This window comes from Sphingopyxis sp. Geo48 (assembly GCF_949769155.1).
Taxonomy (GTDB): Bacteria; Pseudomonadota; Alphaproteobacteria; order Sphingomonadales; family Sphingomonadaceae; genus Sphingopyxis.
In genome coordinates this window covers 210,236-224,195 of record NZ_CATKPA010000001.1, presented here as the reverse complement: position 1 = coordinate 224,195, position 13,960 = coordinate 210,236, and the positions used below count along the sequence as shown (strand labels likewise).

At 65.8% G+C, this 13,960-nt stretch carries 16 protein-coding genes; 6 read left to right on the top strand and 10 right to left on the bottom strand.

The features are described 5' to 3' along the window. Window positions 1-16: 16 nt before the first annotated feature. The 4 genes from QOL79_RS01150 to QOL79_RS01135 all read right to left on the bottom strand — a co-directional run bounded on the left by QOL79_RS01150 (window position 17) and on the right by QOL79_RS01135 (window position 2,146). The gene (locus QOL79_RS01150; protein ID WP_283418349.1) at window positions 17-439 is read right to left on the bottom strand and encodes a DUF6491 family protein; all 423 of its coding nucleotides are present in this window, start codon (window positions 437-439) and stop codon (window positions 17-19) included. An 84-nt stretch (window positions 440-523) separates the two neighbouring features. Then, on the bottom strand, window positions 524-1,066 hold the full coding sequence (locus tag QOL79_RS01145; protein WP_058455696.1) for a GNAT family N-acetyltransferase: 543 nt from the start codon (window positions 1,064-1,066) through the stop codon (window positions 524-526). Next, the gene (locus tag QOL79_RS01140; RefSeq protein ID WP_283418348.1) at window positions 1,059-1,673 is read right to left on the bottom strand and encodes a thymidine kinase; all 615 of its coding nucleotides are present in this window, start codon (window positions 1,671-1,673) and stop codon (window positions 1,059-1,061) included. Before QOL79_RS01140 ends, QOL79_RS01145 begins: the two co-directional genes overlap by 8 nt. A gap of 41 nt (window positions 1,674-1,714) precedes the next feature. Beyond that, window positions 1,715-2,146 carry an RrF2 family transcriptional regulator gene (locus QOL79_RS01135; RefSeq protein WP_283418347.1) on the bottom strand — a complete coding sequence of 144 codons (432 nt, stop codon included), beginning with the start codon at window positions 2,144-2,146 and terminating at the stop codon, window positions 1,715-1,717. Window positions 2,147-2,226: 80 nt separating this feature from the next. Between QOL79_RS01135 and QOL79_RS01130 the strand changes: the two genes are divergently transcribed. From QOL79_RS01130 to QOL79_RS01115, 4 genes are read left to right on the top strand one after another with little or no spacing between them, the layout of a single operon-like run. Beyond that, complete coding sequence (locus QOL79_RS01130) at window positions 2,227-2,703, top strand: group III truncated hemoglobin (protein WP_283418346.1); 477 nt, start codon at window positions 2,227-2,229, stop codon at window positions 2,701-2,703. Further along, the gene (locus tag QOL79_RS01125) at window positions 2,696-3,118 is read left to right on the top strand and encodes a hypothetical protein (protein WP_058455692.1); all 423 of its coding nucleotides are present in this window, start codon (window positions 2,696-2,698) and stop codon (window positions 3,116-3,118) included. Before QOL79_RS01130 ends, QOL79_RS01125 begins: the two co-directional genes overlap by 8 nt. A gap of 1 nt (window position 3,119) precedes the next feature. Further along, window positions 3,120-3,476: a TehB-like domain-containing protein gene (locus tag QOL79_RS01120; protein WP_283418345.1), complete on the top strand. Its 357-nt coding sequence runs from the start codon at window positions 3,120-3,122 to the stop codon at window positions 3,474-3,476. A gap of 9 nt (window positions 3,477-3,485) precedes the next feature. After that, the gene (locus QOL79_RS01115) at window positions 3,486-4,928 is read left to right on the top strand and encodes a WS/DGAT/MGAT family O-acyltransferase (protein WP_283418344.1); all 1,443 of its coding nucleotides are present in this window, start codon (window positions 3,486-3,488) and stop codon (window positions 4,926-4,928) included. Window positions 4,929-5,033: 105 nt separating this feature from the next. On the opposite strand, the gene rbfA is transcribed toward QOL79_RS01115, so the two are convergent. From rbfA to rimP, 5 genes are read right to left on the bottom strand one after another with little or no spacing between them, the layout of a single operon-like run. Continuing rightward, window positions 5,034-5,441, bottom strand: coding sequence for a 30S ribosome-binding factor RbfA (gene rbfA, locus QOL79_RS01110; RefSeq protein ID WP_283418343.1), 408 nt, complete (start codon window positions 5,439-5,441; stop codon window positions 5,034-5,036). Between the two features lie 53 nt (window positions 5,442-5,494). Next, on the bottom strand, window positions 5,495-8,041 hold the full coding sequence (gene infB / locus QOL79_RS01105; RefSeq protein WP_058455688.1) for a translation initiation factor IF-2: 2,547 nt from the start codon (window positions 8,039-8,041) through the stop codon (window positions 5,495-5,497). Between the two features lie 17 nt (window positions 8,042-8,058). After that, complete coding sequence (locus QOL79_RS01100) at window positions 8,059-8,829, bottom strand: DUF448 domain-containing protein (RefSeq protein WP_502957439.1); 771 nt, start codon at window positions 8,827-8,829, stop codon at window positions 8,059-8,061. Further along, a complete protein-coding gene (gene nusA, locus QOL79_RS01095; RefSeq protein ID WP_282946256.1) occupies window positions 8,810-10,417 on the bottom strand; it encodes a transcription termination factor NusA in 1,608 nt (535 codons plus the stop codon). The genes QOL79_RS01100 and nusA overlap by 20 nt, the downstream gene beginning before the upstream one ends. Further along, entirely contained in the window at window positions 10,417-10,962 is a 546-nt protein-coding gene (gene rimP, locus QOL79_RS01090) for a ribosome maturation protein RimP (protein ID WP_058455685.1), read from the bottom strand. The genes nusA and rimP overlap by 1 nt, the downstream gene beginning before the upstream one ends. 262 nt (window positions 10,963-11,224) lie before the next feature. Here rimP and dmeF point away from each other — a divergent pair, with 262 nt between their 5' ends. Then, window positions 11,225-12,157 carry a CDF family Co(II)/Ni(II) efflux transporter DmeF gene (gene dmeF, locus QOL79_RS01085; protein WP_283418341.1) on the top strand — a complete coding sequence of 311 codons (933 nt, stop codon included), beginning with the start codon at window positions 11,225-11,227 and terminating at the stop codon, window positions 12,155-12,157. On the opposite strand, the gene QOL79_RS01080 is transcribed toward dmeF, so the two are convergent. Beyond that, window positions 12,154-12,660, bottom strand: a complete 507-nt coding sequence (locus tag QOL79_RS01080; RefSeq protein ID WP_283418340.1) for a hypothetical protein — start codon at window positions 12,658-12,660, stop codon at window positions 12,154-12,156. The two genes, dmeF and QOL79_RS01080, sit on opposite strands and share 4 nt — an antisense overlap. A gap of 160 nt (window positions 12,661-12,820) precedes the next feature. Between QOL79_RS01080 and QOL79_RS01075 the strand changes: the two genes are divergently transcribed. Beyond that, the gene (locus QOL79_RS01075; protein WP_283418339.1) at window positions 12,821-13,945 is read left to right on the top strand and encodes a cell wall hydrolase; all 1,125 of its coding nucleotides are present in this window, start codon (window positions 12,821-12,823) and stop codon (window positions 13,943-13,945) included. Window positions 13,946-13,960: the final 15 nt, after the last annotated feature.

Here is a 13,960-nt window from a genome sequence, read left to right as displayed (position 1 = left end):
GCGCGCGGCGCGCTTGTCAATTTGCCTCGGCGGCTTTCGTCGCCTTTGCGGCTTCCACGGTCGCTTTCCGTTCGGCCTTGGTCGGCGGCGGCGCGGAGGTCACGAAGGAGATGAGCTGGCAGCGCTGGCGACCGACGAGAATTGCCGCGAACTTGTCGAGCTGCCCCGTGCCGCGATTGTCGATGCCGATGCCGTGCGCGAAATCCAGGTCGCGGCAGATCGTCGCGAACTTGCCGTAATACCATTCGCGATGGCGGGTCTGAATCCAGATGCCGTCCTCGCCATCGGCTTCCCACGTCTTGATCGTTGCATCGTTCGGAAAGGCGATGCTCGATTCGACGCCGAGCGGGCGCGGCTCGTCAGCGGACTTGGCAAGCACGGGCGAAGCGGCGGGGAGGAGCAGGACGGCGGCGAGCGCGATGGAGAGCAGTTTTTTCATGTCCGGGTCTTTCGATTCACGAATCCCTGCCCTGCACGGTCCCATAGCAAGTCGACCCTGAACCCGGGCTGACCCTTCAGAGGCTCATGCGCGCGCCCTCCATTCGTCCGCAAGCAGCGACCACAGCCCGGTATCGCGAACATGGCCCGTCCAAGTGATGCGTTCGGCGCGCAGCACCCCCTCCTTGGTGCAGCCGAGCTTCGCGACGGCAGCCTGGGACCGCTTGTTGCGTTCGTCGATGCGAAACTCGATGCGGCGGATGCCGACGGCAAAGGCATGATCGATCATCAAGCGTTTGAGCCGTCCGTTGAACCCCGTGCCGCGTGCGTCGGGATGGATATAGCTGTTGCCGACCTCGATCGTCTGCGCCGTCCAGTCGGGACGCAGCCAGGCGGTCATTCCGACGAGCCGGTCGCCGCCGAAAATCGCATAGGGCATCCGGCTTTCGTGTCCGATCAGCGCCGCGAAGCTCGCATCGAAATGCTCGGGATCGAAGCTCGACGAATAGATCGGCCAGATGTCGGGGTCGGCGGCGCAGGCGGCGCGCAGCGCCTCGCGGTGCGGCTCGGCCAGCTTGACGAGACGCAGGTCGCCGTCACCGAGTTCGATATAGAGCGCGTTACGCATCGGCGACTACCGCGGTTGGCACGCTTGCCGCCTCGCGGCGCTTCTCCATGAAGTGGCGGCGGCACATGGCGACATAGCGGTCGTTGCCGCCGATCTCGGTCTGCGCGCCCTCGACGACCGCGCGGCCGCTTTCGTCGACGCGGAGGTTCATTGTCGCCTTGCGCCCGCATTCGCAAACGGCCTTCAATTCGACGAGCGCGTCGGCAAGGCCCAGCAGGGCCGCCGATCCCGGAAACAGGTTCGCGGCGAAGTCGGTGCGCAGCCCATAGCAAAGCACCGGAATGTTCATCTCGTCGGCCAGCCGCGCGAGCCCGAGCACCTGATCGCGCGACAGAAATTGCGCCTCGTCGACGAGAACACATGCCAGCGGCCGCTCCAGATGCTCGGCGCTGACCGCAGCGAACAGGTCGCTTTCGGGATCGAATTTATGCGCCTCGGCGAGCAGGCCGATGCGGCTGGTGATCTGACCCGCGCCATAGCGGTCGTCGAGCGCCGCGGTCCACAGCATCGTCTCCATCCCGCGCTCGCGATAGTTGAAATCCGCCTGCAGCAGCGTCGTCGATTTGCCGGCGTTCATGCTGGCATAATAGAAATAGAGCTTGGCCATGTCCGCTGCGATACCGCCTTGGTGGCGGCGCGCAACGGGAATCAGCCGGCGCCGAGCAGCGCGCGGAACCGGCCCGGCTGGGACAGCAGATCGGCGAGCGTATAATCGTCGAGATAGCGGACGAAGGCGCCGAGCGCGCCGCCGAGGACGCCCTGCAATCCGCACGCGCCGCGTACCGGGCAGGTCGAGGTCGCCGGATCCATGCACTCGACGAACGTGTCGAGATTTTCGAACTGGCGGACGACGGTTCCGACGTTGATCTCGCCGGCGTCCTGCGCGAGCCGCATCCCGCCACCGCGCCCGCGCTGGGTCGCGACATAGCCGAGCCCCTGCAGTCGCTGCGCGACCTTCGCAAGATGGTTGCGGGAGACACCATAGCGCCCCGCAATCTCGTCGACCGACATCTGCTCGCCTGTGGCGCCAAGCGCCATCAGGATGCGCAGGGCATAATCGCTATGAAGGCTCAATCGCATAAAATATGCATATCAGATATTGATTTTATCCTCAACCACGAATAAAAGGTATTTCAGATACCAATTATCGAGTCGAAGCCATGAACAGGACCGTCACCGCCCACCCCCATGCGATCGCCGCGCGCGCGGGCCGTCAGGCCGAAGCTGCGGCGATGGGCATTGATGCGGACTTCATCGCTGCGCTCGTCGACCGCTTCTATGCTGCCGTCCGCGACGACGCCGACCTGGGACCGATCTTCGGCGAACGCGTCGACGACTGGCCCGCGCATCTGGGACAGATGAACCGCTTCTGGCAGTCGATTCTGCTCGGCGCCGGGACGTTCTCCGGCAATCCGATGATGAAGCATCTAGCGATCCCGACGCTCGGTCAGCCGCATTTTGAGCGCTGGCTCGCGCTATTTTACGGAACACTGAACGACATCGCGCCGACGCCGGCGGCGCGGGACCATGTCGGGGCGAAGGCGCGCATGATCGCCGAAAGCCTCCTCGCCGGCATCAGCGTTCATCGCGACCGCGATGAGGCCTTGTCCAGCAAAGTGGAGCTTCCCCATGTTTGACCATCTGACGTCCGACCACGACAAAGCCGCCATCCATCTGCCGAACGATCCGTATGAGGTTCACGGCATGCAGGCGGGCTTCCAGCTTCCCCGCACAATCTGGCGCGCGATGTTCGCGCTCTATGGCGTCTTCTTCGTCGGCATCGCGGCGGCGACCGGGCGCGATACCGCGACGGTCTTCATGCTCGTGATCTCGCTGCTCTATGCGCTGATGTATTTCGTCACCGCGGGTATCCTACACGCGCAGAAAGGCGAGGAACATGCCTCGCCGCTCGACCGCAGCGACGGCGTGCTGCAGACTTGGACCGGGCCGATGGACCGCCACACGGTCGCAGCGCAGATCCTCGCGGTGCCGGCGGGCTTCGCCTTCCTCGGCGTCACTTTCTTCGTGATCCGCGCGACTGCGGGCTTCTGATATGGCGGCGCAGATCGTCCAGCGCGGCCCCGATCTTCCAGTACAGGCCAGGCCCTACCGGACCATCGGCCCGTTCGATGCTGACAGCATCCCCGCGGGCCTCTGGCTGCAACACGAGCTGAAGGCTGGCGTCTGGGGCCTGTTGTCGGTCGAGGAAGGAAATATCCGTTTCTGCTGGGACGACCAACGGGGCGGCGAACGCCTCCTGTCGGCGGGCGAGACGATATTGATCCCGCCCGCCGCGCCGCATCATCTCGAACGCGAGGGTCCGGTCATCATCGCCCTCACCTTCTGTACCATTGCGGAAAATCGCCGCCGCTTGACTCGCTCACCGCCGCTGCCATGCTGCGCAGCATAAAGTCGCAGCATGACAGTGGGGAGAGCGACCATGCGGCTGATGCCGATAAGCGACGCGATGTTTCTGGTCGCTGAGACGCGCGAAACCCCCATGCATGTCGGCGGCGTCAATCTCTATACTTTGCCCGACAAGGTCGACGAGACCGAATGGCTCGACGAAATGCTCGCGCTGCTGCGCCAGTCCGAAGGGCTGCGGCGGCCGTTCAGCGAGGTGCTGAAGCTCACCCCGCTCGGCCAGTACGGTCCGATCCGGCTGGTCCCCGACAGGGACATCGACATGCATTACCATGTCCGTGCGGCGGCGCTCCCCAAACCGGGGCGCTACCGCGAGATGTTCGAACTCGCCTCGCGCCTCCACGGCACCTTGCTCGACCGCACTCGGCCCTTGTGGGAAATCACCCTGATCTCGGGGCTCCCCAATCGCCAGATCGCGACCTATTTCAAGATCCACCACGCCTTCATGGACGGCGCCAGCTCGATGCATTTCACCAATGCTATGCTGAGCAACGACAAGACTTACAAGCCCACCGCGTCGCCGATGTCGGTCGAGGTCTATGAGGCGTATAAGCGCAAATTCCCGACCGCGAAAAAGGCGCCGACCCCCAGCATCACCGACCTGAAAGCGATCGGCGCCTTTCTGAAGGAACAATGGGGCAATAGCGTCGGGGTAAGCAAGGCCCTCAACCAATATGCCGCAGCAATGTTTGGTATGGGCGGCGGCGACCTCACAACGCCATGGGCCGGGTTGCCGCGCACCAGCTTCAACCGCAACATCACCGGCGCGCGGCGCTTCGTGGCGCAAAGCTGGTCGCTCGAGCGCGTGCGCGCGATGGGCAAGGCGTATGACGGCACGATCAACGACGCGGTGCTCGCGATGTGTTCGGGCGCGATGCGCAAATATCTGCAATCGCTGAACGAGCTGCCCGACAAGCCATTGAAAGCCATGGCGCCGGTGTCGATCCGCGCCAAGGACGATATCGATTCGGGCAATTCGGTCGCGGCGGTGACCGCCAATCTCGCGACCCATATCGACGATCCGGCCGAGCGGATGCGGACGATCCAGGCGTCGATGAACGCCGCCAAGGCGCAGCTGCGCGAGATGACCGCGCAGCAGATCCAGATCTATACCGCGATCACCCAGATGCCGCAGATGCTGACCGCGCTGACGCGCACCGCGGACAAATTTCCGGCCTATTCGGTGACGATCTCGAACGTCCCCGGCCCGCGCGAGCAACTTTACTGGAACGGCGCGCGGCTCGACGGCATGTATCCCGCGAGCATCCCCGTCGACGGCATGGCGATGAACATCACGCAGGTCAGCAACAACAAGAATATCGACTTCGGCATCACCGCCTGCCGCCGCAGCGTGCCGCATGTCCAGCGGCTGATCGACTATCTGGAGGATGCGCTGGTCGAGCTCGAGGAAGCGGCGGGGATCAAGGGGAAGGCATAGCCTAAATCCAAACCCGTTCGCATCGAGCGAAGTCGAGATGCCCCTCAGCCTCGCGCTGTCCTGCTGGGTGTCTCGACTTCGCTCGACACGAACGGGCAATAGAGGTTAGGCCTCGTCACCCTCGCCGCTCGCCAGATCGCGCGCCACCTTCGGGTCGCGCAGCAATTTGTCGATATGGCTCGCCTCGTCGAAACTCTCGTCGGGCAGGAATTTCAGCTTCGCCGCATATTTCATCCGCACCTTCGAAGCGACGGTCTTCTGGAGATAGGCCGTATTGGTGCGCAGCGCCTTGATCACCGCTTCCTCGCCTTTGCCGAGCAACGGTTTCACAAAGACCGTCGCGTGGCGCAGGTCGGGCGACATGCGCACTTCGGTGATGCTCACCGGATGCTTCGCGAGCACATCGTCGTGCACGTCGCCGCGCGCGAGGATTTCGCTCAGCACATGGCGCACCTGTTCGCCCACGCGCAGGACGCGGACCGAGGGACCGGACGGGGTTTCGTTGTGACGCATCGATCAATTCCTGCTGCACCCCCGCCGCCGGCGTGAGTGCAGCAACGGGATAATTACAGCGTACGTTCGCGCAGCTCGACCTCGAAGACCTCGAGATTGTCGCCCGGCTTGATGTCGTTGGTATCGGCCAGCACGACACCGCATTCGAGGCCCGCGCGCACTTCGGCGACGTCGTCCTTGAAGCGGCGCAGCGAGGCGATCGTCGTTGCCGAGACGATGACGTCGTCGCGCGTAAGGCGTGCGTGCAGCCCCTTGCGGATGACGCCTTCGAGCACCAGCAGGCCCGCGGCCTTGTCGCGCTTGCCGGCCGGGAAGACGTCCTTGACCTCGGCGCGGCCGACGACATTCTCGATCCGTTCCGGACCCAGCTCGCCGGCCATCTCCTTCGCCACTTCGGCGGTCAGGTGATAGATGACGTCATAATACATGAAGCGCACTTTTTCGCGGTTCGCGATCTCGCGCGCCTTGGCATTCGGACGGACGTTGAAGCCGATGATCGGCGCGCCGGTGGCCGCCGCCAGCGTCACATCGCTCTCGGTAATCGCGCCGGCGCCCGACTGGAGCACGCGGACGCGGATCTCGTCGGTCGACAGGCGGTTGAGCGCATTGACGATGGCCTCGACCGAGCCCTGCACGTCGCCCTTGATGACCACCGGATATTCGATGACCTTCGCCTTGTCGGCGAGCGCCGAGAACATGCCCTCGAGGCTGACCGGCGCCTGCGCGGTACGCTTCTTGAGCGCTTCGCTCTGACGATAGGCTGCGACTTCGCGCGCGCGCGCCTCATTCTCGACGACGGTCAGCGTATCGCCCGCCATCGGCACGCCGCCGAGGCCGAGGACCTCGACCGGCATCGACGGACCGGCTTCCTTGATCTGCTGACCCTTGTCGTTAACGAGCGCACGGACGCGGCCGCTTTCGGCGCCGCAGACGAAGATGTCGCCGACCTTCAGCGTGCCGCGGCGGATCAGGATCGTCGCGACGGGGCCGCGGCCCTTGTCGAGCTTCGCCTCGACCACCGTGCCTTCGGCGGGGCGGTCGGGGTTCGCCTTCAGTTCCATGATTTCGGCCTGCAGCGCGATCGCATCGAGCAGCTTGTCGAGGCCGGTCTTCTTCAGCGCCGATACTTCGACATTCTGCACGTCGCCGCCCATTTCCTCGACCACCAGCTCGTGTTCGAGCAGGCGTTCGCGGACGCGCTGCGGGTTCGCGCCTTCCTTGTCGACCTTGTTGATCGCGACGATGATCGGCACGCCGGCCGCCTTCGCATGGTTGATCGCCTCGATCGACTGCGGCTTCAGCCCGTCATCGGCCGCGACCACCAGGATCACGATGTCGGTGACGTTGGCGCCGCGCTGGCGCATCTCGGTAAAGGCTTCGTGGCCCGGCGTATCGAGGAAGGTGACGAGCGATCCGTCGGGGGTCTTCACCTGATAGGCGCCGATATGCTGGGTGATGCCGCCGGCCTCGCCCGCCTGCACATTCGCACCGCGCAGCGCGTCGAGCAGCGACGTCTTGCCGTGGTCGACGTGACCCATGATCGTCACGACCGGGGGGCGCGGCTTCAGCTGCGCGGCGTCGTCGACGTCCTCGTCATGACGGATGTCGACGTCGGCTTCGCTCACACGCTTGATCTCATGCCCGAATTCGGTGACGAGCAGCTCGGCGGTGTCTTGGTCGATCGACTGGTTGACCGTTACCGGCATGCCCATCTTGAACAGCGCCTTCACCAGATCCGCGCCCTTTTCGGCCATGCGGTTGGCGAGCTCCTGCACCGTGATGCTGTCGGGCACGACGACTTCGCGGACCTGCTTCTCCCGCGGGCCCGACGAAATCATGTGCGAACGCTTTTCCTTCTCGCGGGCGCGCTTCAGCGCCGCGAGGCTGCGCGCGCGCGCGCCTTCATCGTCGTTGAGCGCGCGCGAGACGGTGAGCTTGCCCGACTGGCGACGGTTGTCGGTCGCGCGGCCCGACTTGGGCTCGGGACGCTTGGGTTCGGGGCGCTTCGGCGCCTCGACCGGCGTGAAGCGGCGCGGTGCCGGTGTGGCGGTCGCGGCAGGCGTCGTGCGCGGCGCGTCCTCGCCCGCTTCCTTGGCAGCGGGAGCTTCGGCAGCAGCCGGCGCTTCGGGCGCAGCGGTCGGCCCCGGAGCCGGCGCGGCTTCGACGGTCTTCGCCTTCTCTTCGCGCGCCTCGGCACGCGCCCTTTCCTCTTCGGCGGCACGCGCGCGCTCGGCCTCTTCGCGGCGGCGGTTTTCCTCGAGCGCCTGCATCCGCGCTTCCTCGGCCTCGCGGAGCAGCTGCGCCTGGCGTTCCTGGCGCGACATCAGGCTGTCCGCGGCGGGCTTGGGCGCGGCAGGCTTCGCGGCGACCGGGGCGGTCGCGGGGGCCGGAGCGGGCGCGGGTGCGGCCTTGACCTCTTCAACCTCGGGCACGGGGGCGGCCTCGCCGGGGCGACCGAGCACGCGGCGGCGCTTCACCTCGACCACCACCGTGTTGCGGCGACCGTGGCTGAATTGCTGCTGCACCTGGCCGGCCTCGACCGTCCGCTTCAGCCCCAGCGGCTTGCGGGTAAGGGTCGGCTTGTCCTGTTCGTCGCTCATCTAAACTTCTTATTCCTTCAATACGCGTCCGAAGCATCGGAATCCTTATCGGAATCCGTGGACGCCGTCCCATTACCCGCCGTGCGGGGATTCGTGCTCGAAACGCGGTCGGCCGCGTCCCTACTCCATCCGGTGAAAAACTGCCAGCGGCTCAAATGCGCCAGCAACCGGTCAGCGGCACGGGCGTCGATGACAGCCAGATGGACCGCATTTTCTCGCCCCAATGCCATAGATAGGGTGGCCCGGTCCACTGGCAAGATCATCCCTTCGCGGCCGGAACCCTCGTCGTCCTCGCCGACACGCCATGCCTGGGCGAGTTTCTTGCGACCGTCCTCGCCTGCATCACTGGCATGAAGCAGCAGGCGAACCTGCCCGCGCCGCGCCGCCTGCTCGATCTTTTCATTGCCCGAAATTAGGGTTCCGGAGCGCGATTCGAGCCCGAGCCGGTCAAGCGTCGCGCGCTGGAGCTGCGCCTCGATGCGCGCACCGAGATCGTCGGGGATCGTGATAGCCCCCTCGTGCAGCGCCCGCGCGAGCCCGCCCTTGAGCTTGCCCTTCGCCTGCGCGGCTTCGAGTTCGGAGCGCGTCACGCCGATCCACCCCCCGCGCCCCGGCGCCTTGCCGAGAACATCGGGCGCAATCGTGCCGTCGGGCCCGAGCGCAAGGCGCACGAGCCGTTCGGCCGACGCCACTTCGCCGGTCACCACGCAGCGCCGCTCGGGCACATGCTTCCCGCGCTTGCCCGCGCGGCCGGTTTCGCTCAGCTGATCATTGCGCGGGGTCCGCATCGGCGGCCTCCCCGGTTGCCGGTTCGTCTTCGAACCAGTGCGCACGTGCCGCCATGATGATCTCGTTGCCCTGCTCTTCGCTGAGGCCATATTCGCCGAGCACGCCGCCCTTGTCCTCGGGGCGTTCGCGCGCCGGGCCGCGGCGGTTGTCCTGCCGCTTCTTGGCGATCAGCTCGTCGGTCGCGAGGTCCGCGAGGTCGTCGAGCGTCTTGATTCCTGCCTTGCCGAGCGTGACCAGCATCGCTTCGGTCAGGTGCGGCAGTTCGGCAAGTTCGTCCTCGACGCCCATGCCGCGGCGTTCCTGACGGGCGGCCTCTTCGCGGCGTTCGAGCGCTTCGGTCGCGCGGCTCTGCAGTTCCTGCGCCAGTTCCTCGTCGAAGCCTTCGATGCCCGCCAGTTCGTCGAGCGGGACATAAGCGACTTCTTCGAGTTCGCCGAAACCCTCGGCGACGAGAAGCTGCGCGAGCGTCTCGTCGACGTCGAGTTCTTCCTGGAACATCGTCGAGCGTTCGACGAATTCGCGCTGGCGCTTCTCGCTCGCGTCGGCCTCGGTCATGATGTCGATCTGGCTGCCGGTCAGCTGGCTGGCGAGACGGACATTCTGGCCGCGGCGGCCGATGGCGAGGCTCAGCTGGTCGTCGGGAACGACGACTTCGATGCGGCCGTCATCTTCGTCGATGACGACGCGCTGCACCGTCGCGGGCTGAAGCGCGTTGACGACGAAGGTCGCCGTGTCTTCCGACCAGGGGATGATGTCGATCTTTTCGCCCTGCATTTCCTGCACGACCGCCTGCACGCGGCTGCCCTTCATGCCGACGCACGCGCCGACCGGATCGATCGAGCCGTCATAGCTGATCACGCCGATCTTCGCGCGCGAACCGGGGTCGCGGGCCGCGGCCTTGATCTCGATGATGCCGTCATAGATTTCGGGCACTTCCTGCGCGAACAGCTTCTTCATGAACTCGGGATGCGCGCGGCTGAGGAAAATCTGCGGGCCGCGGTTCTCGCGGCGCACCGACAGGATGATCGCGCGGACGCGGTCGCCGACGCGCATCAGTTCGCGGGGGATCTGCTGGTCGCGGCGGATCACGCCCTCGGCGCGGCCGAGATTGACGACGATGTGGCCGAACTCGACCGACTTGACGACGCCTGTGATGATCTCGTTGGCGCGGTCCTTGAATTCTTCATACTGGCGCTCGCGATCGGCTTCGCGGACCTTCTGGAAGATCACCTGCTTCGCCGACTGCGCGTCGATGCGGCCAAGGTCGACCGCGGGCAGCGGGTCGACGATGAAGTCGCCGATCTTCGCGTCCTTCTGCAGCTTCTGCGCGGCAGCAAGATCGACCTGCTTGAAATAATCCTCGACGGTCTCGACGACCTCGACGACGCGCCACAGGCGAAGGTCGCCGGTCTGCGGGTCGAGCTTGGCACGGATATCGTTCTCGGCGCCGTAGCGGGCGCGCGCGGCGCGCTGGATCGCTTCCTCGATGGCCTCGATGACGATGCCCTTGTCGATCATCTTCTCGCTGGCGACGCTGTTGGCAATCGCGAGCAGCTCGGCCTTGTTGGCGGAAATGGCAGTGGCCATCAGTCCTGTCCTTCTTCTTCCATTTCATCCGCGCCCTCGATCGAGAGCGGGACGGTTGCGGCAATCAATTTGTCGGTGAGGACCAGCTTCGCCGTGTCGATCGCATCGAACGGCAGCTTGTGCTCCACCCCTTCCTTATCCGAAATCGTGACGGTATCACCGTCGATGCCGACCAGCTCGCCGTTGAAGCGCTGGCGGCCGTTCAGCTTTTCCTTGAGCGCGACCTTCGCCTCATGCCCCGCCCAGTCGGCGAAGTCGGCGCGGCGCGTCAGCGGCCGGTCGATGCCCGGCGACGACACTTCGAGACGATAGGCGACCTCGATCGGGTCTTTCCCTGCCTCTTCGAGCGCGTCGAGCCGGTCGGAGATGCGGCGCGACAAATCGGCGCAATCGTCGATCGTCAGCTGACGCGTGTCGGGCCGCTCGGCCATCACCTGAAGCGTCGGATCGCTTGTCCCGCCGAAGAAGGCGACGCGCACGAGCGCAAGGCCCATCGCCTCGGCTTCGGGCGCGATGATCGCGTTGAGGACGTCGAAGTCGACCAAGTCTGTTTCCCAAATCGGCTGACCGGAAAACCATGCAGGAAAAGCCGCCGCGGCCCGCGGCCCCGACGTCCCAACTGGCTAACCATGTCAAGAAGTAGGGCGCATATAGGCTTTGCCGCGAGAGTCGGCAAGGGGAGATTGGGGTGGCAGGTTTCGGCGTCCGCCGTCATGGGTCCCGGCCGTGACTGGGGCACTCAAAGGCATCCGACACCGGCCCCACGCACCCTCTTGTCATTCCACCCTTATCCGATAGGCAGCAACGATGTCGCTGGACAGTGAAATCGACGCCCTGACGCACAGCCATGTCTATCTGGGCAAGCGGCACGACGAGAATGCGCGCCGCACGCTGTGGGTCGTCGCACTCACCGCGGCGATGATGGTCGGCGAGATCGTCGCCGGGATCGCCTTCAATTCGATGGCGCTGCTCGCCGACGGCTTTCACATGGCGACGCACGCCGGTGCGCTCGGCATCGCGGCGCTCGCCTATCGCTATGCAAAACGCCACGCGACAAGCGGGCGTTACAGCTTCGGCACCGGCAAGGTCGGCGACCTCGCGGGCTTCGCCTCGGCACTTGTCCTCGGCATCGTCGCGATCGGCATCGCCTGGGAATCGGCGATCCGCCTCGTCGATCCAAGCCCGGTCGAGTTCGGCGAGGCGACGGTCATCGCGGTGCTCGGGCTCGGCGTGAACATTGCCAGCGCGCTGCTCCTCGGCCACGGGCACGATCATGAGGATCATCACGGTCACGCGCACGATCACAGGCACGGACACAGGCACGGACACAGGCACGAAAAGGACAACAACCTCCGCTCGGCCTATCTTCACGTCGTCGCCGACGCGCTGACCTCGGTGCTGGCGATCGCCGCGCTGCTCGGCGGACGCCATCTTGGCTGGGTGTGGCTCGACCCCGCGATGGGCGTCGTCGGTGCGATCGTCATCGCGGTCTGGTCCTGGTCGTTGATGCGCGACACCGGCGCGGTGCTGCTCGATGCCACCGATGACAAGCTCGCGAACGAAATCCGCACCCTCGTCGAGGGGCCGGGCGATGCGACGATCACCGATCTCCATGTCTGGCGCGTCGGGCCGGGCGCACACGCCGCAATCGTCAGTGTGACGGGACAAGGGCGCGCGATCATTTGCGAACGCCTGCGCCCGGTCCACGAGATCGAACATCTGACGGTCGAGATTCGCTAGTCGGCAATCTCGATTTCGATATGCGGCCACGCGCCGCGCAATTTCTCCGCCCAGCGGTCATAGGGCCAGGGAATCACCTCCTGATCGAACCAGAAGAGGCGGTTGCCGGCGAGATCATAGAGATGGACCTCATCCTCCTGCTCGTCACGGCGGACGATGCGCAGCTTGCCGATTCGCGAAGGGTGGATACGCCCCTCATCCCCGCCCGCCGCGCCGATCCGGCCCTGCCACCACAAGAGCTCGCCGGTCCGGACATCAATGCAACTGCCGCGCCGCGGATTGGCGAGGATGGTGAGGCCCGCGCCCAGCGCGACGAGAGCCCCGAACCCCTGCGCCATCGGCACCAGCCACGGCGCGCATTCGCGCCCGTCCTCGCTGCAATTTTCCTCGGGGCGAAGCATCGAGCCCGCCCAGAAGAAGATCAGGCCGAAGGCGAAGAGCAACCACAGGCGGACGTCGGTCCGCGCGCTGCGGCGATAGCTTGGAATACCCCCATCCGTCATGCGCCGAGCATAGGACGCGAGCCTCAACAGCTCGCTAACATCCGCCGCCGGTCATGTCCCCGCGTGGGACATGCGCAGCGCGGCGAAACCGTTTATTGGCGTTTCGGGGCATAAGGCCGGAAATAGGGCGCGAATCGCCCGAGATGGTTTGACGGAACGCATGAAACCCGAACTCAACCTTGCCGCCGGCCCGACGTGGCGCGACCCGGCGCCGGCAAAAACGGCGGGACCGGGCCGCGACTATTGGGCGGTGCTGGTCGCGGTGGTCGTGGTCGCGTGCCTCGCGCTGATGCTCTCAACCGGCCAATATCGCCCGCGCGGTTTCGGGCCGTACAGCGTCACGGTGCCGCTCAGTTTCAAACCCTATGATCCCGCGCGCTGGGCAATCATGAATTCCGACAGCTATGAGGACGCGCTGAAGATCGATCCGACGCTGCCCGATCCCGCAAGCGTCGGCTATGCCGATGCGACCGCGCTACCGCCGGCACCCCCCGCGCAGCTTCAGCAGGAGGCGCTCACCGGCCCTGCCGCGAGGCCCTATATGTTTCGCGGCCTCACTGCGCTCGACCGCGAGCGTGCACATTATTGCCTGACCGCCGCCATCTATTACGAAGCGGCGTCGGAAAGCGACGATGGGATGCGCGGTGTCGCGCAGACGGTGCTCAACCGCGTCCGTCACCCCAGCTTTCCGAACTCCGTGTGCGGTGTCGTGTTCCAGGGGTCGGAGCGCGCGGGCGTGTGCCAGTTCACCTTCTCCTGCGATGGCGCGATGGCCCGCGCGCCGAGCAAGACCAACTGGCTCCGCGCGAGCCGCATCGCGGCGGCCGCCCTCAATGGCGATGTCTTTACCGGCGTCGGGCTCGCGACCCATTATCACACCACCGCGATCTGGCCGCGCTGGGGCAAGAGCCTCGTCATGACGAACATCGTCGGCGCGCATATTTTCCATCGTTGGCGCGGCCGCTGGGGAATGCCCGACGCTTTCCGCGCGCCCTATCTCGGCCGCGAGCCCGTACCGGGCCCCTATCTGCCGGTCGCGCAGCAGCTTGCGATCCTGAGAGGCAAGGGGATCGCGCCGGGCGCCGGACCCGTGCCCACGCTCGCCGGCGCGCCCGCTCCCCTCCCCGACGTTGCGCCCGCACCGATGCCCGGTGCGATGACCGCCCCGCCGCCCGCACCCGCGGCACCGGCCGCGGCGCCGGCGCCGACCTACTCGGACCCGCGGCTCAACCAGTCGGGCCAGGTCCGCGAGGAATTCCGGAAAAGCGGGGAGTGGATTCGCTGACCGAAGCTGCCTAGT